The sequence below is a fragment of the Burkholderia dolosa genome (assembly GCF_902499135.1).
Classification (GTDB): Bacteria; Pseudomonadota; Gammaproteobacteria; order Burkholderiales; family Burkholderiaceae; genus Burkholderia; species Burkholderia dolosa.
The window spans coordinates 1-26,321 of sequence record NZ_CABVPR010000025.1; the positions used below are offsets into that span (position 1 = coordinate 1).

16 protein-coding genes are annotated in these 26,321 nt (G+C 65.9%); 8 read left to right on the forward strand and 8 right to left on the reverse strand.

Annotated features, from left to right (window positions below; translation table 11 throughout):
- The 3 genes from BUB20358_RS13370 to BUB20358_RS13385 all read right to left on the reverse strand — a co-directional run.
- A partial coding sequence (locus BUB20358_RS13370; protein ID WP_174905077.1) for an ESPR-type extended signal peptide-containing protein occupies positions 1–2,921 on the reverse strand: 2,921 nt, incomplete at its 3' end.
- Between the two features lie 1,335 nt (positions 2,922–4,256).
- Positions 4,257–8,558, reverse strand: a complete 4,302-nt coding sequence (locus BUB20358_RS13375; protein ID WP_159101911.1) for an autotransporter outer membrane beta-barrel domain-containing protein — start codon at positions 8,556–8,558, stop codon at positions 4,257–4,259.
- Between the two features lie 1,162 nt (positions 8,559–9,720).
- Positions 9,721–10,125: a RidA family protein gene (locus tag BUB20358_RS13385; RefSeq protein ID WP_035973854.1), complete on the reverse strand. Its 405-nt coding sequence runs from the start codon at positions 10,123–10,125 to the stop codon at positions 9,721–9,723.
- A gap of 105 nt (positions 10,126–10,230) precedes the next feature.
- On the opposite strand from BUB20358_RS13385, the gene BUB20358_RS13390 reads away from it, so the two are divergent.
- From BUB20358_RS13390 to BUB20358_RS13400, 3 genes are all read left to right on the forward strand, one after another.
- Complete coding sequence (locus tag BUB20358_RS13390) at positions 10,231–11,169, forward strand: LysR substrate-binding domain-containing protein (RefSeq protein ID WP_045552259.1); 939 nt, start codon at positions 10,231–10,233, stop codon at positions 11,167–11,169.
- Positions 11,170–11,487: 318 nt separating this feature from the next.
- The gene (locus BUB20358_RS13395) at positions 11,488–12,780 is read left to right on the forward strand and encodes an MFS transporter (protein ID WP_045552260.1); all 1,293 of its coding nucleotides are present in this window, start codon (positions 11,488–11,490) and stop codon (positions 12,778–12,780) included.
- A 196-nt stretch (positions 12,781–12,976) separates the two neighbouring features.
- On the forward strand, positions 12,977–14,053 hold the full coding sequence (locus BUB20358_RS13400; RefSeq protein ID WP_006765659.1) for an FUSC family protein: 1,077 nt from the start codon (positions 12,977–12,979) through the stop codon (positions 14,051–14,053).
- 89 nt (positions 14,054–14,142) lie between these two features.
- On the opposite strand, the gene BUB20358_RS13405 is transcribed toward BUB20358_RS13400, so the two are convergent.
- The 4 genes from BUB20358_RS13405 to BUB20358_RS13420 all read right to left on the reverse strand — a co-directional run bounded on the left by BUB20358_RS13405 (position 14,143) and on the right by BUB20358_RS13420 (position 18,724).
- On the reverse strand, positions 14,143–15,033 hold the full coding sequence (locus BUB20358_RS13405) for a GntR family transcriptional regulator (RefSeq protein WP_006765658.1): 891 nt from the start codon (positions 15,031–15,033) through the stop codon (positions 14,143–14,145).
- 37 nt (positions 15,034–15,070) lie between these two features.
- Positions 15,071–16,372: an MFS transporter gene (locus tag BUB20358_RS13410; protein WP_035973848.1), complete on the reverse strand. Its 1,302-nt coding sequence runs from the start codon at positions 16,370–16,372 to the stop codon at positions 15,071–15,073.
- A 124-nt stretch (positions 16,373–16,496) separates the two neighbouring features.
- Entirely contained in the window at positions 16,497–17,633 is a 1,137-nt protein-coding gene (locus tag BUB20358_RS13415) for a porin (RefSeq protein WP_081293656.1), read from the reverse strand.
- Between the two features lie 92 nt (positions 17,634–17,725).
- Positions 17,726–18,724 (reverse strand): SDR family NAD(P)-dependent oxidoreductase, encoded by a 999-nt coding sequence (locus tag BUB20358_RS13420; protein ID WP_006765656.1) that lies wholly within the window; start codon positions 18,722–18,724, stop codon positions 17,726–17,728.
- Here BUB20358_RS13420 and BUB20358_RS13425 point away from each other — a divergent pair.
- The 4 genes from BUB20358_RS13425 to BUB20358_RS13440 all read left to right on the forward strand — a co-directional run bounded on the left by BUB20358_RS13425 (position 18,713) and on the right by BUB20358_RS13440 (position 22,588).
- Positions 18,713–19,624: an SMP-30/gluconolactonase/LRE family protein gene (locus BUB20358_RS13425; RefSeq protein ID WP_045552311.1), complete on the forward strand. Its 912-nt coding sequence runs from the start codon at positions 18,713–18,715 to the stop codon at positions 19,622–19,624. The two genes, BUB20358_RS13420 and BUB20358_RS13425, sit on opposite strands and share 12 nt — an antisense overlap.
- A gap of 91 nt (positions 19,625–19,715) precedes the next feature.
- Positions 19,716–20,891, forward strand: coding sequence for an enolase C-terminal domain-like protein (locus BUB20358_RS13430; protein ID WP_035973845.1), 1,176 nt, complete (start codon positions 19,716–19,718; stop codon positions 20,889–20,891).
- Between the two features lie 79 nt (positions 20,892–20,970).
- Positions 20,971–22,068 (forward strand): 2-dehydro-3-deoxygalactonokinase, encoded by a 1,098-nt coding sequence (locus BUB20358_RS13435; protein ID WP_035973842.1) that lies wholly within the window; start codon positions 20,971–20,973, stop codon positions 22,066–22,068.
- Between the two features lie 268 nt (positions 22,069–22,336).
- Positions 22,337–22,588 carry a hypothetical protein gene (locus BUB20358_RS13440; RefSeq protein ID WP_123806721.1) on the forward strand — a complete coding sequence of 84 codons (252 nt, stop codon included), beginning with the start codon at positions 22,337–22,339 and terminating at the stop codon, positions 22,586–22,588.
- Between the two features lie 212 nt (positions 22,589–22,800).
- On the opposite strand, the gene BUB20358_RS13445 is transcribed toward BUB20358_RS13440, so the two are convergent.
- Positions 22,801–24,750, reverse strand: coding sequence for an alpha-L-arabinofuranosidase family protein (locus BUB20358_RS13445; RefSeq protein ID WP_158380440.1), 1,950 nt, complete (start codon positions 24,748–24,750; stop codon positions 22,801–22,803).
- Positions 24,751–25,643: 893 nt separating this feature from the next.
- On the opposite strand from BUB20358_RS13445, the gene BUB20358_RS13450 reads away from it, so the two are divergent.
- A complete protein-coding gene (locus BUB20358_RS13450; RefSeq protein ID WP_123806722.1) occupies positions 25,644–26,312 on the forward strand; it encodes a hypothetical protein in 669 nt (222 codons plus the stop codon).
- The last annotated feature ends 9 nt before the right edge of the window (positions 26,313–26,321 follow it).

The window sequence follows — 26,321 nt, forward strand, 5'->3', positions numbered from 1 at the left end:
CCGCCCGGCGCGGTCGCATCGACGATCGCGCCGTTGCCGATGCCCACACCGTTGTCGCCGTTCACGACCGTCGTCGGGCCGACCGCGATCGACTCCGCACCGACCGCGAGCGAATCGCCGGCCGTCGAATTCGCATGGAAATACTTCTGGCCGGTCACCGCGAACGACTGCAGCGCGCCGGTCAGCTGCCGCACCGTGACCGCGTCCTGCTGGCCGGTGCCGTCCGCGACGTTGGTGATCTGCCGGTACGTGCGGTTCGTCGCGTCGCCGACCGACACCGCGCCGAGCAGCGTCTGGTCGGTCGTGTCGAACGGAATCGACGCGCTGCCGTTGCGCAGGACGCCCGATGACGGCACGGTCGCCCGATCGGCGACCGAGCCCGAGCCGAGCGCGATGCTGCCGTCCACGCGCGAGATCGCGTTCGGGCCGATCGCGACGCTGTCCACGCCGATCGCCTGGCTGTCCGGCGCGGTCGAATTCGCGTGGAAGTACTTGATCCCGTGCGCGTTGATGTTGTCGAGCGCCGAGCCGACGTTGTTGTTGATCGTCGTCGAGCCGTCGGTGTTGTACGTGACGTACGACGGCGCCGAGATCGTGCCGGTGGTCGGATCGTAGGTCGCGCCGCCGCCGATCGCGCCGGCCGTGCTGTTGCCGAGGTTCGTGTTGTTGTTCGTGATCGAGCTGATCGTGGTCGACAGCGAGCCGATGCTCGTCGACGTTGCCGTAGATAGCGACGTCACGCTGCTGTTCGTCGTGCTCAGGCCGGTCGACAGCGAACCGATGCTCGACGACGTCGCGGTCGACAACGACGTGAGGCCGCTCGTCGTCGTGCTGAGCCCGGTGGACAACGAGTTGATGCTCGACGACGTCGCCGTCGACAACGACGTGATGTTGCTGTTTGCCGTGCTGAGGCCGGTGGACAGCGAGCCGATCCCGGTGGACAGCGAACCGGTAATGATCGACGTCGACGTCGACAGCGAAGTCAGGTTGCTGTTCGTCGTACTCAGGCCCGTCGACAGCGACCCGATGCTCGACGACGTGGCCGTCGACAGCGACGTGATGCTCGACGTCGTCGACGTCGACAGCGAATCGAGCGCCAGATTCGTCGAATGGAGCTGGCTGCCGTTGATCGCGTCGGTCGAACTCGCACTGATCCGCCCCGCCGCGACGTTCTGGATCTGCCGCGGCGCGGCAGCGGAACCGACGCTTACCACGTCGCCTGCTGCCGGCGTGCCGCCGGCGAACGTGTACGTTGCGCCGCCGATGACGGCGCTCGGCGTCTGCACGGCGGCCGACACCGTCGACGCGTTGCCGAGCACGACCGCGCCGTCGAGGCCCGTCGCGACGGTCACGCCGTTGCCGACGACGAACGCGTTGTTCGAATTGATCGTGTTGTTGTTGCCCAGCGAATACGAGCCCGAGCCGGTGATCGTGCTCGGATCGCCGATCGCGCCGGAGTTCGCGCCGCTGACGAGGTTGCCCGTACCGATGCTCACCGTGTTCGCGCCCGTCGCCTGCGCGCCCGCGCCCATCGCGATGGCATTCGTGCCCGACGCCTTCGCGTTCAGACCGATCGACGTAGTACCGCTTGCCGTGACGCCGATGCCGGCGTTCGTGCCGATCGCGACGTTGTCGTTGCCCGATACGAGGCTACCCGCGGAAGCGGCCAGCGTACCGTCATACGTGACCGTGCCGTCGCCCGTGCCCATCGCGACGTTGCGCGTGCCGGTGACGCCGGAGCCCGCGCCGCGCATCGCGCTCGCGATACCGCCGCCGACCGCGGTGTTCTGCGCGCCGCTGACGAGCGTGCCGGTTGCAAGACCGACGGCGACCGAACCGGTATTCGCGGTGGTCGAGCCTGCGCCTGCACCCTGGCCCGCCGCAACGGTGCCGTCGCCGATGGCGAGCGCCTGACCGCCGATCGCGAGTGCCGTGTTGCCGCTCGCTTTCGCGCCGTTGCCGACTGCGGTAGCGGCGGCATTCGTCGCCTGCGCATTCGGGCCCAGGGCGACTGCGTTGGCAGCGCTCGCCTGCGCGCTGATACCCATCGCGATACCGTAGAACCCGCTCACGGCGGACTGCCAACCGAGCGCAATGGCGTACTGATTCGTCGCACTCGCAGCCGTCCCGACGGCAATCGCGCCTTGCTGGGCAGCCGTCGCGCCCGCGCCGGCCGCGAACGTGTCCTGTGCCGAAGCCATCGCGTTCCCGCCCAATGCGATCGCCTGCAGCGCGGTGGCGGACGACGAGTCACCGATCGCGATCGCCTGACCAGAGCCATGCGTGGCGGCACCCGTACCACCCGTCGCAAAGGCACTCGGGCCGATCGCAATGTTGTTTGTGTCACTGGCCGCGGTCGAGCCCGCGGTAGCCGCGCCGACGGCGACCGAGCCTGCGCTCACCGAGTTCGCGAAACTGCCGAGCGCGCTGCTGGAGGCGCCCTGAGCCTTCGCACCTGGTCCGAGCGCCGCGGAATTGAGGCCGCTCGCGTTCGACGACGTACCGAAAGCCGACGCACCTTGAGCAGTCGCCTGCGAAAAGATCCCGACCGCCGTACCGTTGACGCCGCTCGCCATCACATTCGCACCGATCGCGATCGCACCGCTCGTGCTCGCTGCGTTTGCCGTACAACCGATCGCAATGCCATTGTTCGTGTTCGCGGTCGCGGTGCCCGGGCAGTTCGTGCCGGAAACCGCCACCTGCGCAGCCGCATCGCCGGACCACGCCAGCACGCCGCCGATCGCGGCCAGCGCCACGGCCGTCAGCGGGGACGGCACACCGCTCCACGTGCCGCCGGCTCTGTCGTCACATACGCCGCCGGCGCCGCGAATGCCGCCTTTGCCGTCGGCACGCGCGAGTTCCGACACGGCGACGAACGCGCAAAGCGACCGATTCCAGATCGTTCGAAACACCTTGTTCATGCCTTCACCTCTGCTCTTGATTGATCTATCTGATAAGGAGAACGAATTTGCAAAAACAACGACGCACAGCGACAGCACAACTGTTTCAGCTACGCCGACGGCATCGCCCACGCATTCGGGCGCACCGAAAATCGGGCGCAACGATCCACTCCGTGTGCCCGCGGCATCGCATGCGCCTCGACAAGGCGAACGAAGCCCCTCTCCACACGGAGATCAGAAAACGCGCAACAGGATCTTTAGGCCGAGACAGCCCGAAAAGACGAAGCGCCGATATGCGCCTGTCTCATGCAAACATTAGGGAGGGTTGTGACGTGCCTTCCCGCCTCGATCGACGGAAAGATCGCCAGTCAACGGACGACCGTGATGACCGTTTCGCACTGTCGGATCCGCAGCCAATCCGGCGTGACTGTATGTATTCATGTTCGTGCTCTTGTCGCAATGTGCAGCGAAATTGCGGATATCGAGGGCACCGTATCGGTGTCCCACGACCAATTTTTTGTACTTCGTTTGGACTGCCTGCGTCGTTTCTGCACTCGCTGCGGCGCATTTCCCCCAGCCCGGTCAAGCAAAAGTGCAGACTCAGCGCACCTTTAAAACTTTCGCATACGGGTTTGTAATTGTCTACAGAAAAGTTAACGAATTGTTAAATTGTGGTCTGATAAATACGATAGTGAATGTGCCGATCGAGCGCGCCGTGGCGCGGCAGCCGCGTCGATATATTCTCGCGAGCCAATGGCAGGCTTTATCGTGAAATTAACCACTCCGAGTAATCAATAGCCGCGATTGGAGTCTGTATTGCCGTCTTCATTTCGACACGGCAATGCTCGGAGGAAAGATGCGTGCGCAACTACTGCCGCGCAGTCGGCGGACATGATAATGCGGCTCGTTGAGTTTGACGTCCGGGCCGACGTCGCGACACGGACCGGGCATCGAGATCCGCTGCGGTTCGTCGAAAGGAGCCGCGCGGTGCAGTGGCCGTAACGGCCGATGACTCGATCGGCTGACCTTTAGTCCGCCGCTCACGTTCTCCGCGACGGCACGCCAAAACCGGATCGGCCGCAGTTTGGAACCGCGGCGCGCTTCAACGTGACTCGATGCCACGACTGACTGCCCGAGATGTGAAAGTGTTCCGTTGTATCGGCGGTATCGGACGCGTCGCGATCACGTCGGGGCTTCAGGCCCACGCGCATTCGCGGCCGTGCCCAAACAGAGTCCGGCACGGCCGCGAGCATGCCGGCGAGATGGCTTCACCGAAAACGTGAATCACCACCTCATCCGCGTGCATCGCACGACCGCTGCCATACAGCGCGCGATACCGGCATTGCGACGGTACTACTACCAGCCATAACGCAGCCCGGCCTGCACCGCCAGATTGCGTCGCGCGTCGCCGCCAATGTGGTGCGCGTATTTGACTTGCGTCGTCAACTGCATCGACTTGCCCAATTGCGCCGATACGCCCGCGCCCAGTTCGTACCATGTCCGCGCGAATTCGCCGGGCACCGCGCTCCCCGCGATGACGGTCGTCCCCATCGGCGTGAAGTCGTGCAGCACGTCGGCCGTCAGATACGGCGTCGCTGCACTCGTTGCCGATGCATCGGCCATGTTGGCCTTGAACAAACGGATGCCGGCCCGGCCGCGCAGCGCGTGCGTCGTATTGCCCGATACCGATGAAACCGCGTCGTCGAAGTGATTCAGATGCGTGTACTGATACATCAACTGCATCTGCGGCTCGATCGCGAACAGACCGGCGACGGCAAACGGCTGGCCGGCCTCGACCGACATGCCAGCGCCATATCCGTTCTGCACGCCCTTGCCGCGATACGCGTCGCCATACTCGGTTCGGTAGTGCGTGACTTGCGCAACCGCGTCGACGTAGCCGCTGCCGGCAAAGTAACGCGTCAGGTATGCGCCCAGCGATTGCGCATGCATTTCGGCGGTCCCCGTCTGCGTCGACAACCCGACGATCGAGCGGAGGCGATCGTCGAAGCTCGCCGACATCGAACCGATCGTGGCCGTCACGCCCGCGTGCGTGCTGCCGCTGGCTGCGTTCGAGCGCAGCGTCCAGTCCTTGCCGAACTGCGCAAAATACGTCCGCGAATCCGCGGAGAAACGCCCGGCACTCGCGTCCAGCCCGTTGCCGCCCACTCGTCCCCATACGGCATCGCGATGCGTGCCTTGCGCCCCTTCCAGTGCAGCGACATCGCCGACCCGCTCGTGCAGACGCCCGAGCACCGAGAAGCCGTAGTCGACGTTGAGCGCCGGCATCAACGCATAGCCCGCGACGGCCGGCCGATAAAGCGGCACCGGCTCCGCGCCCTGGACCGGTGCGACCGAACCCGGCGCGCCCGAGCCGGGCGTACCCGAGCCCGGAATACCGGCGTCGACGATGGTCGAGCGCAGATACCAGTCTTGTGCCGACTGAGCGCCGCCCTGGTAAAGCAGATATTGGTATGCGCCGCCCTGGACCGGGCCCGCGAGCTGGAAGCTGCCGGACGTGGACTGGACACCCTGATAGACCTGACGCTGAACCACCCGGTCCGCCGCGGCCGTCGCCTGCTGAACGCTGCTCGCGCTCGCCTGCGGACCGACCTCGACGACGAGGATCCCGTCGCCGACCGTCTTCGCGCCGACGCCGCTCGCGCGAACTGCAATCGCGGTTTGACCGCTTGCCTGCCCGTGCACGACGAGCCGGTCGGTTTGCGACGCTGCGCCGCCCTCGTTGAGCACCGTGTTGAGGACCAGCCGGCCGCCGCCCGCGTAATTGCCGCCGACGTCCAGCACGTTACCGGGCCGGCCGTTCGCCGCGGCGAGTTGCAAAGTGCCGCTGTTGGCCAGCGAGCCGCCGATTTGCAGCGTGCCGGTCGGGCCCGCGGACAACGCCGTCAGTGCATTCGCCGGTGCAAGCGTGCCGCCGTTTTGCACGGAGCCGGCGATGTGTCCGTATCCGCCGAGCGACGCACCCGACGCGACGGAGATGTCTCCCGACCCGCTCGTCGCCAGTGGATGCAACGCATCGCCGATCGCCAGCGCGCCGGCAGCGACCGTCGTGCCGCCCGCGTAGCTGTTGTTGCCGGTCAGAATCGTCGTGCCGGTCCCGCTTTGAGTCACCGCGCCGCTACCGGAAATCGTGCCGCCGTACGTGACGGTATCGGCGCGGGCAAAAGCCAGCTTGCCATTGTTCAGCACGTTGCCGACGATGCCGCCCGATGTACCGCCGTTGCCGAGTTGCAGCGTACCGGCCGAAATCGTCGTACCGCCTGTATATGTGTTGTTGCCGCCGAGCACCGTCGTGCCGGTGCCGAGCTGCGCGAGCGCGCCGCTGCCCGAGATCGTGCCGCCGAACGACACGGTATCGGATCGGTTGAACGCCAGCGTGCCGTTGTTCGTCACGTCGCCGACGATCGAGCCCGACGTGCCGCCGTTGCCGAGTTGCAGCGTGCCGGCCGAAATCGTCGTGCCGCCCGTATAGCTGTTGTTGCCCGTCAGCACCGTCGTGCCGGTACCGATCTGCGTGAGCGCGCCGCTGCCGGACACCGCGCCGCCAAACGTCGCGGTATCGGAACGATCGAACGCCAACGTGCCGTTGTTCGTCACGTCGCCGACGATCGCACCCGACGTACCGCCGTTGCCGAGCTGCAGCGTGCCGGCCGAGATCGTCGTGCCGCCCGTGTACGTGTCGTTCGCGGTGAGCAGCAACGTGCCGCCATCCGTCTTCGTCAGCGCGCCGCTGCCGCCGATCGGGCCGGTCAACGTCAGATTGCCGGTCGTCTGGAATGTCCCGCCGCCCGCGTTCAGCGTGATCGCACGCGCGGACGCAAAGTCGGCCGTATTGCGCAGCGTGCCGCCGCCGAACGACAGCGAACCGCTTGCATCGCCAAGATTGGCGTCGCCGGCCACTTGCAGCGTGCCGCCATTGACGGTGGTGCCGCCCAAATACGTGTTGTTGCCGCCGAGCACCGTCGTGCCGGTGCCGAGCTGCGCGAGCGCGCCGCTGCCCGAGATCGTGCCGCCGAACGACACGGTATCGGATCGGTTGAACGCCAGCGTGCCGTTGTTTGTCACGTTGCCCGTGATCGAACCCGACGCGCCGCCATTGCCCAGTTGCAGCGTGCCGGCCGAAATCGTCGTGCCGCCTGCATAGGTATTGTTGCCCGTCAGCACCGTCGTGCCGGTACCGATCTGCGCGAGCGCACCGCTGCCGGACACCGCGCCGCCAAACGTCGCGGTATCGGAACGATTGAACGCCAACGTGCCGTTGTTCGTCACGTCGCCGACGATCGAACCCGACGTACCGCCGTTGCCGAGCTGCAGCGTGCCCGCCGAAATCGTCGTGCCGCCCGTGTACGTGTTGTCGCCCGTGAACGTCGCCGTGCCGGTTCCGACCTTGGTCAGCGCGCCTGTCCCGCTGAACGGGGACGCTGCGGTGACATTGAAAGCGCCGGTATCGAGCGTGAGCCCGCCCGCCGCGATGTTGAGCCCGGTAGCGGTAAAGCCGCTGATGAACGCCGTGTTGCTCGCCGTTGCGCGCAAGGTGGCGCCGTCGAAGTTGACCTGCGCGGTGCCCGGTCCGCCGGTGAGCGCCTGCGTCGCCAGCGTGCCGCTGCTCGACAGATTGAGCGTGCCCTTTGCGGCGGGGAGCGCGGTCACCGTTACCGTATTGGCGGTCACCACCGCGCCGTCGGAAACTGTCAGCGTACTGCCGGTGCTGTACAGGCCGATGTTGAGCGCGCCGCCGGTGCTCAACCGGGAGCCTGCGCCGTCGACCGTGATTGCACCGGCTCCGCTCGTACTGAGGGTTAGTCCACCAATAGTGATGTTGCCGGTGGCCGTCACAGCGGCGCCGTTTGCAATGTTCAGCGTTCCGACTCCGGCGCCGTTGCCGCGGCCCAGGCCAACCGTCAAAGCTCCACCGACGTTCCACTGCGATCCAGCGCCGGAAATGCTGCCGGTACTGTTCGAGTTGCTCGCCGCAATAGTGGCGCCACCCGTCGTGAGCGTGCTTCCATTCGTTACGTTCAGCACGCCGCGACCGCCTGAAGTCTGTCCCACAGCCAGGTTGCTCGCCAAGCTGGCGGTGGCACCATTGGCAACGTTCAGCGTGCCGGTACTGCCAAGGGCCGCACCGAAGATAGTCGACGACGCCATGGACCAGCTCGAGCCCGTCCCCGTCACGGTGATGGTGGCATTGGTCGCTCCCGAACTCTGACCAATTTGATTCGTGCCCGTCGTCACGCTGGACGACAGCGTGCTGCCGTTCTGAATCGTCAGCGCGCTCGTTCCCGTCGCGGTGCCCATCTGCAGGTTGCCGATCGTCGAGTTCACCGCGCCGGAGACACCCAGCACCGTCGGATTCGGCGAGTTCGTGTTGATCGTCACCGTCGCCGTGCCGCTTGGTGCCGCGCCCGTCGACCAGTTGCTTCCCACCGTCCAGTCGCTGCTCGTCGTGCCGTGCCATACCTGCGCGGTAGCCGGCGACGACCAGCAGCCGATCGCCAGCGCGCCGATGCCGACGCTCACGACCAGCGCCTGGCATCGGCCGCTGTCCGCGCCGCTCTTGCTGCGTCGCGTGGTCAGTTCCGACGCGACCACCCAGGTGCCGAGCGCCTTCGACCAGATAATGCGGAACATGTGATTCATTGTTGTTTTCCTGTCGGTGAGTGATCGGTTCAAAGGCCCTTGCAGGTGGCAGCTCGTTGCGCCGCCGGGACTGGACATGCAAGATATCCGTCGATGCGTCGCCGCGAGGTTCCGCACTGCGCGACGCGCATCGAATCGACGCGTTATTCGAGTCTTTCGAGAACGCTTTCGAAAACGATTGAAAATGCTGCTTTCAAGATTCCGGCGCTTCCTGCCACGACGCCTGTACGGTTTCCATACCGATAAGCCGACGCACTGACGCTTCGCCTGTTGCCTGTCGCTGCGTTTCGGCATTCTCCGAACCGGCGACCGGCATCACGCGCGGCAAATAACTGCTTTGCTGAAAAGGCCATCGCGCTGTTTGCAAACCGGCCGCAACGCACACCGCGCTGCCGCATATCGCCGAAGACGACCGATCGCGCACGACGGCAGCCGCCGAACGGCGTGTCGTTCGCGCGAAAGAGTCAGTAACGGTTGAACCGGAAGTCCGCGAGCAGCACGCTCAGAGCCGGCGGGCAAACCCGCGGCGCGAATCGGAAAGCGCTGACGAAAGCAGTGATGACGCAGTCGGATGCATTCGCATCTGCGTGGAAGAAGCGTGGCCCGGCGCATCGCCAGCCCGTCGCTGTCGCAGGATCAGTACCTTTGTATTGGCATTTTGCGCACTGTGCGTCATACACCCACCCCACCAGACGGATTTCTTGTCGTGAATATGCGCAGCCGTCGCGGGCTGCGTCAGTGTTTCATCACATTACCGGCATCGATATGCATCGTCTACCGATGCCAATTCATTTTTCATTTGATTTGGCTTGCGAATTCCGTCATGTTCGATTACACCCGGGACGCCCGGTTGTCGGGCTCGACACCACAGCGCCGATCGCCTCGGAACGCCGGCATGCAGCGGCGTTTGACAAGCCATTCCGGCATCCGACGCGCGGTTGCGACGCCGGATTGCCCAGCAACGATGCTAAAGGGGGAAGATCAGACGAATGTTTGATGAATCGCCCGTTTTGTTTGGTCGGGCGTACGCGGCCCGACCGTCACGCGCAGCGAGCGCTCCACCGCCACGCGCGGACGGATTCGACGCACCGGCGCGACGCACGCAAATCGTCAATCGATCGACCGCTCAGGTCGATCGATATCGCGATCGTTCAGCGACCGTTCAGCGATCGACCTTCGAATCCGATACGACGGCAATCGCTTCGACTTCGATCAGCGCGTCGGGCGAAAAGAGCGCCGCCACCTCGACGAGGCTCTCCGCCGGATACGGTGCCGAAAACCATTTGCGCCGTACGTCGACCATCTTGTCGAGATACGACATCGACGACAGGAATACCGTCGTCTTGACGACGCGGTCCATCCCGGAGCCGGCCGCTTCCAGTACGCGCGCCAGATTGCCGAAAGCGCGCTCGGCCTGGCGTTCGAAGTCGCCCGGCCCGTCGATCCGGCCGTCGTCGCCGATCGCCGGCTGGCCCGACACGAACACGAAGTCCCCTACCCGGATTGCCTGTGATAATAGGAACGGCGCATAAGGATCGGGATGGATATGTACTTGTTCGATTTTCAAGAGCGACCTCCGGGTTCGACTCGTCATCAGGGACCGCAGTATCGGTCCAGCGCCCGGGCGCAACAAATGGTCAATTCTCACCTTACGGATGAACGCTTTTAATCCATGCGCAAACTCCCTCCATTGAGCTCGCTGCGCGCGTTCGAGGCCGCGGCGCGGCGCGCCGGGTTCAAAGCGGCGGCGGAAGAACTGAATGTCACGCCTACCGCCATCAGCCATCAGATCCGCCAGCTCGAAGACTGGCTCGGCGTGAAGCTGTTCGAACGGCAGACGCGCGGCGTGCGATTGACGGAATGCGGAAAGGCGCTGTTTCCGGCGCTGCGCGACGGGTTCGACGGTTTCGAGCGCGCGATCGAAACGACGAGAAACATCGACGACGGCAAGGTCGCCACGTTGACGTCGACGGTCGCCTTTACCGCGAAATGCCTCGCCGCTCGCGCCGGCGGATTCCGCGCCGCATATCCGAACTGGACGCTTCGGCTCGACGCAACGAACGCGATCGTGGATCTCGACCAGTCCGCCCATGCATCGATCCGTTACGGGCCCGGCTATTACCCGGGCCTCGTTTCCGAGCCGCTTTTCAGAGACCACTTCGCGCCGGTATGCCGTCCGGGCTTGTCGATTACGACCGGCGACGATTTGCGGCGCGCGACGCTGATTCATTTCGACTGGGGCGCGTCCATTCGCGACGATCCGCGGGCGATCACGTGGGGACACTGGCTCGATGCCGCCGGAATGTCGGGCATCGATCCGAACGCCGGGCTGAGATTCAACGACGAGATCCATGCGATGCAGGCGACGCTCGCCGGACAGGGCGTTGGCCTGATCAGCCTGACGCTCGTCGCAGACGAACTGGCCAACGGCACGCTCGTGCGGCCGTTCGACCTGGCGCTGGAGAGCTTTCAATACGACCTCGTCTATAGCCCGCGCTCCGCAACCCGCCAGGCGACCGAAATATTGAAAGGCTGGGTTCGTCGGGAGTTCGCGAATACGCATTCGCGCGCGGCGGCCGACGCGGTGCATTGTGCGGCGACGGCGGACTGACGGTGTTCCGCGCACGCGATTTCGCCGATATGTCGCGGCCGCGATCCGTATGGCCGCAATGCGTTGCACGCAACGGGGCGCCGATCGACCCGCGATAGAAAACCGCGCCCGATGCGGCCGTCCGCTACGGCAGCACGCCGCCTGCTCAGGCAGCGCGGCGGCTTGCTGCCCGCGCGCGATTGCGCGCGATTCCGCTCACTTTCGACTCAGTCTTCATTGGTAAAGTGAGTGCGTGACAGCCGGCATCACCGGCGGCGCGCCGTCGGCATCCGCGATACAGCCGCCGACGCGCCGCTCACTGCCCCACCAGAGAAGACCATGAGACCCGACCATTCCGCAGCCGTCGACGCCGCGTCGGCTGCGGCCGTTTCCACCTCTGCCCGCGCATGGCTGTCCGTGCTGACGGTGGCCATCAGCGCATTCGCGTTCGTCACCACGGAGTTCCTGCCGGTCGGCGTACTGCCGCGCGTCGCGGCCGACTTCGGCGTGACGGCCGGCGCCGCCGGGCTGATGGTCACGATCCCGGGAATCGTTGCGTTGTTCGCTGCGCCGGGAATCGTGCTGGCCGCCGGCCGGCTGAACCGGCGTCGCGTCGTGCTGCTGTTGACCGCGTGCCTGCTCGCGTCCAACGTCATCGCCGCGCTCGCTCCGGATCTGTCGACGATGCTGATCGGTCGCGCGCTGCTCGGTGCCGCGCTCGGCGGGTTCTGGACGCTCGCGATAGCCGCCGCGACGCGGCTCGTCCAGCCGGCCGACGTGCCGAAGGCCATGGCAACGATCCTCGGCGGCGTCACATGCGCGACGGTGATCGGCGTGCCGATCGGCACCTATATCGCGGGTATCGCTTCGTGGCGCGCTGCGTTCGCGTCCACCGCGGTTCTCGTCGGCATCGCGCTCGCCGCGCAGTTCCGGCTCGTGCCGTCGCTGCCGTCGCATACCGCGATACGCGGACAAGACCTCGTTGGCCCGTTGCGCGAGCGTCAGGTGCGGCTCGTGCTGCTCGTCGCCGGCCTGCTGTTTGGTGCGCATTTCTGCGCGTACACGTACATCGCGCCGTTCGTGGTCGCGCATACGAACTTCACGATGTCGAGCGTCACGTGGCTGCTGCTCGGCTTCGGAATCGTCGGCTTCCTGTCGAACCTCGCCTTTTCGAAGGCGGTCGAGCGCGATGTGACGCGTTCCATCGTGGTCGCCGCCGTCATGCTGCTCGCCGCGCAGGCCGCGTTGCCCGTCGTCGCGCCCGTCAAGGCTGGCGTCGCCGCGGTTTTGATGCTGTGGGGCATTGCGTTCGGCGGCATCCCGCTCTGCTGCAGCGTGTGGATGCAACGCACGACGCCCGACAATGCGGAAGCCGGTTCCGCGTTGTTCGTCTGCGTTCTGCAGCTGGCGATTGCGATCGGCTCGTCGGTGGGCGGATTCGTCGTCGACCATGTCGGCTCGGCCGACGTCTTCGGCGTCGGCGCCATCCTCGCGCTGGTTACGCTGCTGATGTTCGAGCTGAAAAAGCCGGGCACCGCGCGGACGATGCCGCTTCGCGTCAGCAATGACGTGCGCGCTCGCGAATGCCCAACCGCGATGGCGCCGCGCGTGCCCGCCGGCGAAAACGAATGAAGGTACCGGGCGGCGATCGCGGCGACCGAGCATCGGCTGAGCGCATCGCCGGCCGCGTCGTCGCACGTCGTATCGGAAGCCGGCAGAGACGCCGTCGGCACAGCTCGCCGGCAGCATGCGCGACGACGTGGAAAGCGCCGCGCGAACTGCGTCGCGCCTGGATTCGACCGCACGCTATTACCGGAGGTGAACCTCGATGAACAGCAGCGAACATGCCGCCGCACGCGTCATCTCGAGAATGGCGGCCTGGCTCGAACGCGTCGATCCGGGCGCCCATCGACGCATCAAGGGTTTGAGGCTCGTGACCGCTTACGGGCTCGCGGCAGCGCTCGGCTCGCTGCACGACCTGACGCACGGTGTGCCGCCCGATGTGTCGGTCGGCACGCTCGCGGCGACGTTCGCGCTGTGGGCGAGCGTATCGGAAGCGCGTACGACCCGCGCGGAATCGAGCCGCGATCTGGTCATTCTGTGCACGGCCGCGGCCGTCGGCGCATTGACCTTTGCTTGGTCCGCGCCATCGTTCGCCGGCCTCGGCCGCGCAGGCACGGAGCTGATCCTCGTGACGGGCGCCTTCTGCGCCGGATACCTGAAGCGCTTCGGCATCACCGGCGCGGGTGTCGGGTCGCAGCTTTATATCGGCCAGCTCGCCGCATATGCAATGAATCTCGCGCCGATCGACGCATGGGTCGTCGCGCTCGCGCTGCTGATAGCGATGCTCGCCGCCATCGTGCCGCGCCTGCTGAGCGGCCCCGCCGAGCGCCCTGCCAGCTTGCCCGCACTCGCACCGGAAGCGGCGTACGGCCAACAGTCGGTATCGCCCGCATTGGCGATGGGCTTGCAGGCAGCGAGCGGAGCGCTCGTCGTGGTGCTGCTCAACGCGGTGTTCTCGCTGGAGGAATCGGCCTGGGCGATCACGGCGTGCGTCTATGTCGTCGCGACGTCGTCGGCAGGCACGGCGGACCGCGTGCGGCGACGCATCTACGGCACGCTGATCGGCGTACCCGCCGGGCTCGCGTGCTTGCCGCTCGCCGAACATTTGCCGCTCGTCGTGTGGGCAATGGCAGCGCTCGCGATGATCGTCTACTCGATGGCGTTGCCCGATCGCTACGACATCGCGTGCGGCGCGTTCGCTTTCGCGCTGATCGTGACGCTGGCCGCGAGCGGCGTGCATTCGGTCCCGCTGCTGGCCGCACGCGCATGGGAAACGCTGATCGGCGGCGCATTGGGGCTCGTTTCCGCGAGGCTGATCCTGCCTTTGAGGCCGGCGCGGTAGCCGAGCCGTCCACGTGAAAACGCCGGAAGGCGCTCTCTCGAGCATCTTCCGGCGAACGTCGGCGGCACGGAGCAATCGTCGCCGAAACGCTAGCGCGGCATCTGCTGCGCCGCACTATTCGACTTGCGGGTCCGCCGGCGCACGGGCTCCTCGGGCTGCGGATCTTCCGACATCCTCGCCAGCAACACCTGCTTCGCCTTCACGACATGCGCGCCGGCGAGCATCGCCGCGGCATCGGCGTCTTTCGCCCGAATCGCCGCGAGCAGATGACGGTGATCGTCGACTACTCCGGCGAATCGCTCGGGGCCGTATTCGTAACGCCGCCATAGCGCGGCGATGAGCAGCCAGTGCCGGTTGAGCAGCGTCACGGCGTCGGGATTCTGCGCAACTTCGCCGATCAGCCGATGCAGTTCGCGATTGGCGCGCAATACGGCCGGAAAATCGCCACTCGCGATGTTCGCCTCGACCTCCTGTTCGATTTGCTCGAGCTGCGCGAGATCGTCGGCCGTGCACCGCGACACCATCTGGCGAACGATGAGCATCTCGAGCGAGCATCGCAGATCGAAGATGTTGCTGACGAAATGCCGGTCCAGCGAACGCACGCGCGCGCCGCGGTTCGGTTCGATGACGAGCAGGCCTTCGCCGTGCAGCGCGCGCAGCGCTTCGCGGATCGGCATCTGGCTGACGCCGTAGCGGTTCGCCAGCTCCGCAATGGTGATCCGCGAGCCGAACTGAAGTTCGCCTGCAACGATGTCCTCGCGGATGCGATGCTCGATGTCCTGTATCTGAACCATGACGTTTTTGAATGGATTTTCCGCCCGCCCGATGCGACGCGCGGCGGGCGCCGCCGCGTCGGACCGTAGTGTAGCGCAACCGGCGCCAGGCCCGGCGCGGCCGCCCGCCCGCTTGCGCGCCGCGCCTGAAGCGGCAGCCGCAAGCGAACAGGCCCCGACGCGCCGCCGGGGCCGGCGCCAGCGCAATCGCCGCGTCGCGCCGCACCGTGAAGCGACGAGCGGATCAGACCTCCTCGAGTTCGCGCCGCGTCGTGTTGAGAAAGGGCGACGCGACTGCGATCAGCGCACAGCCGAGATAGCCGCACGAATAGATCGCGACCGCACGCAGCCCCCACGTGCTGAGCAGCATCGGCGCGAGCACCAGGTTCAGCGCGATCGCCAGCCGCGTCACGCACTGCGCGATGCCCGAACCGAGCGCACGAAGTTCGGTCGGGAACGCTTCCGAACTCCATACCCACGACAGCACGCCGGGACCGAACCACGTCAGCATCGAATACGCGACGAAGCACAACAGCAGCGCGACCTCGCTGTGCGGGCCGACGAATGCAATGCCCATCCCGGCGGCAAATACGGCAAGACACGACCAGATGCCCATGCGGCGGCGATCGACGTTATCGATGATCAGCGAGCCGATGAATACCGCGACCAACCCGATTACGAAGCCGGCGAGCGCGAACTCCAGCGAGCGGCTCGTGCCGAGGCCGCTGCTCGCGAGCACGAGCGGCCCCGCGATCGTCGCCACCGCACCGGCAAAGCCGTTCAGTGCGAAGAACCCGGTGACCGCCAACAGGCGGCGAAGCGCCTGGCCGCGCAGCAGGTTGCGATACTCGCGCTTCGGCACCGCGACGTTCACCGGCTCCGGAAGACCGAGCGCGCGGAAGATCTCGCGCGCCTCGTCGACACGCCCGTGCGCGCGCAACCACCGCGGCGACTCCGGCAGGAACTGACGCGCGATCAGCACGCCGAGCGCCGGGATCGCTGCGAGACCGAACAGCCAGCGCCACGTGTTTTCGCCGGTGATCGGCTGCAGCACCAATGCGAGAACGACGCTCGCGATCGCGCCGCCGAGCCACATCAGGTTCGGCAGCGACCCGGCCATGCGTCCGCGTCGGGCGCTGGGCGCGATTTCGGCGAGAAAGCTGTGCGAAGTCGGAATGTCCATCCCGACCGCGATGCCGATCACGAAACGGGCGATCAGCAGTTGCCAGACGTCGGTCACGAATGCGGAAGCCAGCGACGCAACGACGAAAAACACCAGATTCAATACGAAGATGACCTTGCGTCCGAGGCGATCCGAAAGATCGCCGAATACGACCAGCCCAAGCGCCGTGCCGATGAACGCGGCGGCGGCAAGCCAGCCCTTTTCGGTGCCGGTCAGATGCAGCTGCGGCCCGATGAACAACAGCGCAGCCCCCATCACGAGCAGGTCGTAGCCGTCGATGAATTCTCCAAACGCCACGAGCCGCGGCGTCCACACGCGGATACGGTCCGCGGCCTGCGGCGAAAGCGCCGAAATGGTTGTCATGCTCTCCTCCAGATCCGTCAATCACGTGCCCGCCGATGCGGGCCCTATGTATGGCCGGTGCGATAGCCGTCGCGTTGCCCGCCGCTTCGCACCCGGTTCGTCGCCGACGTCGTCGGCGCGGTGGCTAGAACGCCGTGCGCAGGCCGATCGTGAACGCCCACGGATCGAAGCCGGGCGTCACCTTCGCGAACGACGTCTGGTTGCCGGGCGCGGCATTCAGCGTGCCGAGGCCGATCGTGCTGTTCGCGCTGTTGAAAAGCCGCGTGTAAAGCGTGTAGAGCTGCGTGCGCTTCGAAATGAAATAGACGTAGCCGACGTCGAAGCTCGTGGCGCTGCCCACGCCGCCGACCTGCGAGCTATTGATATGACCGACGCCGAGATTGAGCTGGCCCGGACCGATCGGGGCGACCGCCGTGGTCGTCCACGAAGAGGCGAACCGGTTCAGGCTGTCGCTCGCGTACACGTAGTCGGCACCCACGGTCGCGAAGCTCAGGCTGTACGTCGCGCCGACGATGTGCGTCTTCAGGCTCGTCAGCGCGCCGTCGATGTAGTAGTGGGAATTGTTGAAGCCATAGCCGATCTTCAGGCCGTTGCGTGCGTAGATCAGGTTCGCGCCGAGGTTCTTGCCGTCCTGCGTATTGTCCTGCACACCGTTCGCGCCGGTCGAATACGTGATCTCGGACGTCAGGCCGCCGAACAGTACCGGCGTGCGGTAGCTGACCGAGTTGTTGCTGAACCCGCCGAGCCCCGAGAACGCGCCGCCCAGCGTCGTGCTCGATCGCTGCGCGCCGAAAATCTGCGACAGAACCGCCTGGTGCTGGATATTCGGTGCGGTGTAGCTGTCGAGGCGATAGGTATTCGCGTCCTCGAACAGGTAAACCCAGAACGTCGGCGCGCGGTAGCGGCCCAGCGTGACCGTCCCCTGCCTGCCGGTCAGCGCGACCCATGCTTCCCGCGTGAACAGGCCCGAGCCCGCAATCGTGCCGTCGCTGACGTTGAACTGGTTCTCGAGATGGAACTGGGCGCTCAGGCCGCCGCCCAGATCCTCGTTACCGGTCAGCATGATCCGGTTCGCCTGCAGATTGCCGTTCTGAAACCGATACAGCGTCGGATGATTCGACGGATCCGACTTCAGCGCGCCGACCCGCGAAACCTCGAAGCCGCCGTCGATGATCCCGCTCAACGTGACCGATGACTGGGCATGTGTGCTTCCTGCGACACCCAGCGCACACATGCAGAACGCCAGCCTTTTCATTTTCATTTTTCGCTTCCCCTCCGTCGTACTAATTAAAGACGCGAATAACTTCCCGCCGCAAAAGCGGCGCGGGCTAACCGCGATTCGGTGCAGGTGATTTACAGATGCGCGCCGCCGTCGACCGGAATATCGGCACCGGTGATGAACGCGCCCGCCGCCGAAGCCAGCAACAGCACGAGATGCGCCACTTCCTCCGGGACGCCCGCGCGATGCATCGGGTTCGCGTCGTGCTCGATCCGGCGCCATTCGTCGGCGTTCTCGCGCCGCCACGCATTGCGCGGCGTCGAGATCAGGCCGGGCGAAACCGTATTGAGCGTCACGCCGTTCGCGGCGTGAACGCGCGCGAGATTGCGAATCAGGTTGTGATGCGCGGCCTTCATCGCGGCATAAACGGCCAGTTCGGGATCCGGCCGGTTCTGGTTCAGGCTGCCGATCGAGATGACGCGGCCCCAGCCTGCGTCGGCCATTGCCGGCAATGCCGCCTGCAGCATTTCGACCGACGCTTCGAAATTCACGCGCGCATGCTTCGCGACCGACTCCGCCGTCACGGACGCGAACGGCTCGCGCGTCTGCGTCGAGGCACAGACGACCAGCACGTCGACGCCGCCGAGCGCTTCATTCGCGCGCTCGACCAGCCGGACACCGCTGGCCGGTACGCTCAGATCGACGTCGAGACCGACCGCGCGCGGCGAATGCGCCTGCAAATCCTTCACGAGCGCGGCGGCAGCGCCTGCATAGCCGGTCATCTCGTCGACCTGATGCGAATAGTGGATCGCGACGTCCGCGCCTTCGGCCGCGAAGAGTCGCGCGACTTCGCGTCCGATGCCAAGGCTGGCGCCGGTAATCAGCACGCGGCGGCCTGCGTGCGAAGTCAGGCGGTGCGGCTGCGCGTAATGGGTCGTTGTCGTCACAGGTGGGCTCCGGTTGTTGGCGCTATTTGAAACCCTCGGCAGCCCGCTCCACCATCCGTGCAATCCCGTAGATATGATCATAATTACAAATTCATCACGATAACTAGCGCGGTTTACTCGCGACATTTGATCATTTATGATCAAATCAGCATCACAACTCCGAACTGGAAGATCATGCGAACGCAACAGGTGACGGTGGCGAGCCGCGGCAGCGACGTACTCGGCGAATCGCCCGTTTGGGACGCGCGCGACGGCGTGCTGTATTGGGTCGACATTCGCGAAGGCGCGTTACGCCGATTGCAGATGTCGGATGACGGGCCCGGCGAGCGCACGCGATCGTTCAGGCTCGGCGTCGGGCTGTTGACCGGCGTCACCACCGCGACCGGCAACGCATTGCTGATCGGTCTTGCGCGCGGCATCGCGACGGCAGGCACGCGCGATCTCGATGCGCCGGATATCCTGCGGCCGGTTCTCGCGGCGCAATGCCTCGCACCGCAAAACAGGCTCAACGAAATCAAGACCGATCCGTCCGGGCGCATCTGGTGCGGAGCGATGTGGGACTACGCGAGGGGCCGCTCGGGCGCGCTCTACCGCGTGGACGGAACGGACCTGACGTGCGTCCGTCCGCACGTCACCGTGCCGAACGCGCTCGCGTTTTCGCCCGACGGCAAATGGATCTATTTCTGCGATTCGGCGATCGGCGTCATCGAACGCGCGCCGTTCGACGTCGAGTCGGGCCGGGTCGGCGCGTGGCACGAGCTGATCGGCGCGGCGCAGGCGCCGGGCAAGCCCGACGGACTCGCTGTCGACGCCGACGGATGCTTGTGGAGCGCCCGGTTCGGCGCGGGCTGCGTGATCCGCTTCACGCCGGACGGCAAGCGCGACACCGTGATCGAGCTGCCCGTCAGTCAGCCGACGTCGTGCGCATTCGGCGGCGACGACCTCCGCACGCTGTTCATCACCACCGCCACGCAAGGGCTCGCCGCGCACGACCTCGCGCGCGAGCCGCTCGCCGGCAGTCTCTTCTCCGTCAGGACGTCCGCAAGCGGCTTGCCGCTCGCCGACGCACGCGTGCCCGGCAGTTGAGCAGCGCGTGTCGCATGTGCGAGAACGCATCATCGGCGCACCGGCATCGCGACGCTGCCTCCACCACACCAACAACCGTTTTTCCCGACACATGAACGCAGAAATCGGCATCGACTCCATCACGCTTTCCATCGCACGCGTCACGCCGTCCACGCATTGGACGTTCGTCGAGATCGTCGACGAAGAAAACCGGATCGGCCTCGGCGAGGCCACGTTGACGGGGCGCGACAGCGAACTGCTGCGCGCGGCGAGCGACATGTTTCCGGCCATCGTCGACATGCGCGTCGATGATGCGGCCTCGTGGCTCGATACGCTCGAGCTCGGCACGATCGCCCGCGCCGCCGTGGCGTCGGCGCTCAGCCACGCCGTGACGGATCTGCGCGCGCGGATCCGCAACCGGAGCATTGCGGAGCTGCTCGGCCATCCGGTACGCGCGTTCATCCCGATGTACGCGAACATCAACCGGCGCACGCATACGCGGTCGCCAGACAGCTTCGCGCACAGCGCGCGTTCGGCCGTAGCCGCCGGCTTCTCCGCGGTCAAGATCGCGCCGTTCGACGGCGTGACGCTGTACGGCAGCGATGCACACGCGCAGCCGTCGCTGATCGACGCGGCGCTCGAGCGCATTGCCGCGGTGCGCGATGCAGTCGGCCCCGCGGTCGACGTGATGGTCGATTGCCATTGGCGGCTCAATGCACACGTCGCGCGTCAGGTGCTCGCGAGCGACGTATGCGACGGCCTGCACTGGCTCGAATGTCCGCTGCCCGAGACGCCGGACCGCCTGCACGAGCTGCGCGCGCTCCGGTCGCTGGCGAACGACCGCGGCATTCGTCTCGCCGGCTGTGAAGAGGCGATCAGGGCCGAAGGCTTCATGCCGTTTGTTGAAGCCGGCGCTTACGACGTGATGATGCCCGACGTCAAATACGTCGGCAGCGTCGACGAAATGCTGCATGTCGCGCAGCTGCTCGGCCGGCACGACGTCGAATTTTCGCCGCACAACCCGAGCGGGCCCGTCGCTCACGCGGTCAGCATGCAGATCTGTTCGCTGGTGCCCAATTTCAGACGTATGGAAATGCAGTTCGACGAAACACCGTACTTCCATACGCTCACGGGCGCGACCGTGCCCGTGCCGGACAACGGCGGCGCGCAGATCGCCAGGACGTCGGGCATCGGGATGCGGCTCGATCGCGATGCGCTCGACCCGCTGACGATACGCCGGCTGCAGTTTCATCGCGCATGCCGGGCCGGTGAGCTCGTCGTCACCTGACACGCCGACGTCTGCCGCCGGATCGGTCTTACCTCTTTCATTTGTGTCCGCCCTCTCCGTCAACCGTCACGCGATAGCCATGAGCCAGCCTACGAACGCCTCCTCACCCACGCCGGTGTCCGCACCGCCGTCGTCATTCCACGCCCACGCTGCACGCGCCTCCGGCGACGATCGCGGCACGCACGCAGACTGCCCGGTACTGATCGGGCTCGACTGGGGCACCACGTCGCTGCGCGCCTACCTGTTCGACGCGGCCGGCCGCGTCGTTGCGCAACGTTCGTCCGCGGCAGGAATCATGAATCTTCCGTGTCCCGCGGACGAAGGCGGCTTCGATACCGCATTCGACGCCGTATGCGGAGAATGGCTCGCGCAACGCGCGGACGTGCCGGTCGTTGCATCGGGGATGGTCGGCAGCGCGCAAGGATGGATGCTTGCGCCTTATGCGGAAGTGCCGGCCGGCGCCGATTCGCTCGTCCGGCGACTCGTGCAGGTTCGCACCGCACGCGGCACGACGATCTCGATCGTGCCCGGCCTGATCGAAGACGGCGAGCTGCCCAACGTCATGCGCGGCGAGGAGACGCAGATCGTCGGCGCGTCGTTGCAGAATGCGGCACTCGCAAGCGGCGGTTCGCGGATGCTGGTCGGCCTGCCGGGCACGCATGCGAAGTGGGCGATCGTCGTCGACGGGACGATTCAGCGTTTCTATACGTTCATGACGGGCGAAGTGTTCGCGGCGCTGCGCGGCCACACGATTCTCGGCCGGACGATGGTCGCGCCATCGAGCCCGCAGACCGATGCGTTTCTGCACGGTGTCGACGTCGCGCGCCGCACCGATTCGGCCGGTGTGCTGTCGACGATATTCACGATGCGCACGCTCGGGCTCACGGCGCGCCTGCGTGCCGACCAGCAATCCGATTACCTGTCCGGCCTGCTGATCGGTCATGAGCTCGCCGGACTCGAACGCATGCTGGCCGCGCAGCAGATGACGCTTCGCGAACGGCCGCCGATACTCGTCGGCGACGCATCGCTGTGCGCACGTTACCGGCTCGCGCTGTCGCTGTTCGGATGCGCGGAGGTCACGCTGACCGAGCGCGCGACCGAACTGGGCCTTTGGTCGATCGCAGTGAAGGCCGGGCTCGTTGCCGCTACGTCCGCACGCCACGCCGGCAGCCGCTGACGCACTGCATCAGCCGACCGCCCGAATCTGATCAAAAACCGCGTCGGCGTCGCGCGCATACAGCCGTTCCGCGCCGTCCGCTCGAGGGCGGCCGCGTTCGCCAGCCGCTGCATTCGAGCCGCGCATGCGCGGGCGCAGCATGCGCAGTCCATCATATCGTTGACCGCCGCAGAATCGACTACCATGAAACTGGCCCTGTGACCGGAAGCGGACAACGCGTGCGTCGTCGCGCCGCGCACAGGCTTGGGTCGTTCGCCCGGAGGTCATCATGAAAGCCAGAATGCTGGTCATCGCGTTCGGAATCGCTTGTGCGGCCGGTGTTCAACCGGCGGCCGGTGTTCAACCGGCGGCCGCGCAAACGGCCGAACAGCAGCCCGCGGTGTCGCCGCCGCAATGCGATTCCGTCAGTTTCGCGCAAGGTACGGCCGCGAATCGTGCCGCGTGCCGTCGCGTCTATGCGCACGACGTGTACGGAAACCGGACGAACGTGCCGCATTGGGCGGTCGACTACGAGTGGTGAGCGCATCGCGTCGGCCGCTTCGGGAACCGGCGCACGCGCCGCTTGCCGGCCTCACACGTTCGCCGCGCGATTGCGCGTTGCACGCGCCGCGGGCTTTCGCGCGATGCGCGTCGTGACCGCATGCTCGCCGTCGGCAGTGCGTCGCCGCGCGTGCAAATGCGTCCGGCGCGGCGCTCACGCAGCCGCGCCGGACGCGCTGACGACATCGACCGTCACTGCGGCGTGAAGCGGAACGCCGTGATCGAATGCGCGGGGAACGTCCACTGGAACGTCGACGTGCCGACGTTGGCGACCTGATCCGCCAGTTGCACGGTGTACGGCGCGGACGGCGTGTTGTCCGACGTAATCGACGTCGACGCCAGCGTCTCGACCGTCGCGCTCGCGCCGTGCGGCAGATTTTGCGGCTGGACGGTCGCCGTCACCGGCGTTTCCGGATCCTGGTTCACGACGATCAGATAGCCGTTTCCGCTCGCGTCCACCGATGCGATCGGCACGAGCGCTTTCAGCGTCTGCCCGCTCGTGAGCGTGCGAACCGGGTTGTTCGTCGTCGAGCTCGACACGAGCGTCGTACCGCTGAAGTGCGTGAACATCTTCATCGCGAGCGCGGCGGGCGTCGCGATCGTCTGCGGACCGGGGCCGCCGAACAACACGTTGTCCGGGAGACTGACGCCCGTGTTGACCGGCGGCGTACCGAACGTGTAGTCCGTGAGCGCGTGGCGCTCGGCTGCCCGAATGTCGTGATTCATCCATGCCTGCAGCGTCAGGCCTTCGAATATCGCCGCGCCCATCGAGCGGAGAAAATTCGGCGCGTAACTCGGCTGCGGATCCTGGATGCCGTACTCGCTGATCAGGATGTCGACCTTCGGCCCCTGCGTGGTGCCCAGCACGCTGTTGATCGTCTGTCGCATCGACTGCACCTGGCCGCCGAGCGCCGACACTTGCAGCATGCGCTCGCCGAAGTATTCGTCGATGTCGGTGGGCGAGCTGAGCGTCGGCGCATATTGATGCATGACGACGCAGTCGAACGGGTTGGCCGTTCCCAATACGTTCGGCGCGGCGGTCGACGCACACACCTTGACGGACGGATTCACGGCCTTGATCGCCGCATAGTACGCCGTGAAGCCGTCGTGCGGGCCCGATTGATACGTCGCGGTAATCTTGCTTCCGCTCGGCGGAATCGCACCCTTCGCGCCGTCGCCGAACGTGATCTGCCCCGTCGCGGGATTGAACGTATAGACCTGATCGGTCGGCCCGGCCGACGATAGCGACGCAACCGGCGTCCACGCAGTGCTGCCGACGTAGATCGTCTGCGAGCCGGGCACAGCCGGCTTGTACGACACGTAGAAGCTCTGATTCGGCGCACCGGTACTCACCGACGCGGACGATTGCCAGTTGTCCGGCGCCACGACCGGCTGCTTGGTGAAGCTCGTCGTGCCGCCGAACGCGTACAGGCACGGCACCTTGTTCGACGAACACGCGGCATTGATCGTGACGGGCGTGCCGGTCATCCAGTAAGTCTGGTTGCCGAGGCTCATCTCGTTGCCCACTTCGACGTACGCGATGTTGTACGGCGCGACGTGACCGTTCGCGGCGCGCATCGCGGCCCAGTCCACGCCGTCCACCACGCCGGCACCTTGGGGCGCCGTCATGTACGCGACGAAGTGCGCGGCATCCGCGGCGGACTCGGTCGCGAAATTGACTATCAGATTGCCCGCCGCGCCGGTCCGATCCAGCAGATTGCCGAATTCGTCCGGACCGAACGTGCTGTCGAGCGGTACGGCGGCGTTCACGTTGCCGTTGACCTGCGTTTTACGCTGCGACTGCGGCCCGATTGCGTTGTACCAGTGATACGTGTTCGCCATCGTGCCGCCGGGAAAGCGCAGCATCGTGATGCCGGCATCCGCTATCTGCGACACCAGCGTCGGATACGTGATGCCCGTCGTCGGATCGGCGCTGCCGCTCCCATAGACGCCGTATCGATGGTTCGCACCGAACACGCCGCGATGAACCGTGCCGGTCTGCGCGGCCGCGTTGAATGTGACGACGGTCTGCGCCGACGCGCCGACGCAACCCAGCAGGCCGACCAGCGCGGCCAACGTTGTTCTTCTCGCGTGCATCGCCTTCTTCTCCTCGATGTTGTACTTGCCTCCGATCGAACCCACGACGGGCTCGCCCATGGATTTGATCATAAATTATTTGAAAACACGTACAACGGCGCGTTTACCACTAGCCAAAATGATTTTTTGATCATAAATGAAAGCTGAACGTCATCTCTCGCAGGGATGGCGTCGCGAGGAATCCGGCTGGTAGACGGCGCGCACGGCATCGGCGCGGCGGTTTCATGCCGGCAGACAGGCGTTGTGGGTCGGTCCGTGCGGAACGACGGCCGAGTACAGAAATGCCGATGCGGTGTGTCGCCGTGATCGCGCAAACGGCGAGCAAGCATGCGGACGCGGTGGCGCGATGAAATCGGCGTTCGTCGACGTCCCGCCGTGCCGCGCTAATTGTGTGCTCATGCGCGGTCGCTACGCTGGCATCGTTGCAGAGGCGATGAAGAGAATGTCGACGGGCAACCGCGATGCCGGCGAACCACAAGCGCATCGAATGCGCGGCGCTTCGCGCGAGCGATGCGCGAGCGTACACACAGATGCCGTGAAAGCTTGAAATCGACCGAACCCGCGAAACGTTCGCACCGCATTGCCATGCACGGCTCCATTCCCCGCGTAGCAGGAAATGCAGCACCAGTCGCCGGGAAGACACTTCGTTCCTCCATATCGAAGGACAACCCATGACCGAACGACTTCCCACGCATCGCGTCACCGGAATCAGCAAGGGTACCGGACACCGCATCGCACGCACCGGCCGCACGACGCCCACGCTCCGCGCTCGACGGTTCGTACACGCGCACGCCGGGCAACGGCAATCCCGCGAGTGGCCCGACACCTATCGGGACGCGCGTAACGAGCCGAATCGCGACGCGGCGATGCAACCGGCGCGTGCGCGTGCGCGTGCGCGCGCCGCGCTAACCGCGCGCGATCGCGACACGCCGGTCGATGTGGCGACGAACGGCCGTCAGCGTGCCGATGCACAGCTGAAAGAACTGGCCGACCGATACGGCGTTTTCTACAGCAGCCATACGTCGGCCCAGCGCCTGTTCCGCCGGATCTTGATGGCGCTGCGCGTTCACGGGCGAGAAGTCGAACTCTGTTCGTGGTTCGCGTATCGCGTCTACTGCACGCTGGCGCGACGCGGCGCGGGTACTACGGCGCTGCACGGCCCGTTTGCACCGGCGATACGGCAAGTCGGGGCAAAGCTCGCGAGCCGGCAGACGATCGTGGAGTCCATCCGCCGATGCAGCGACGATGCGGACTTCATTCGTTTCAGCGCCCGAACGGCATCGGATCGCCGCTCGCCGATTGCGGAAAGCGGACTCAATGCCGCCTACCGCAACGCGGCGGCGCTCCTTCGACCGGTGATCCGGGCAGAGCAGCGCGTCAAGCCGCCCGCGGCCGCGACCGGGTACGCGAGACACGACGCCGAACGTCACGCGCACTCCGAAACGTCGCGCGGCACGGGCCAGCGATCGAAGCTGACGACGATCGCGCTCGCATTGGCGGCCGGCATGTTCGTCGGCGCGCTCGTCGCGTTCATCGTGCTCCATGGCCGGGCCGGCTGGATGTATTGGCTCTACAACCGCGACAGCACCGCGTTCATCATCCGTTGACGAATGCGG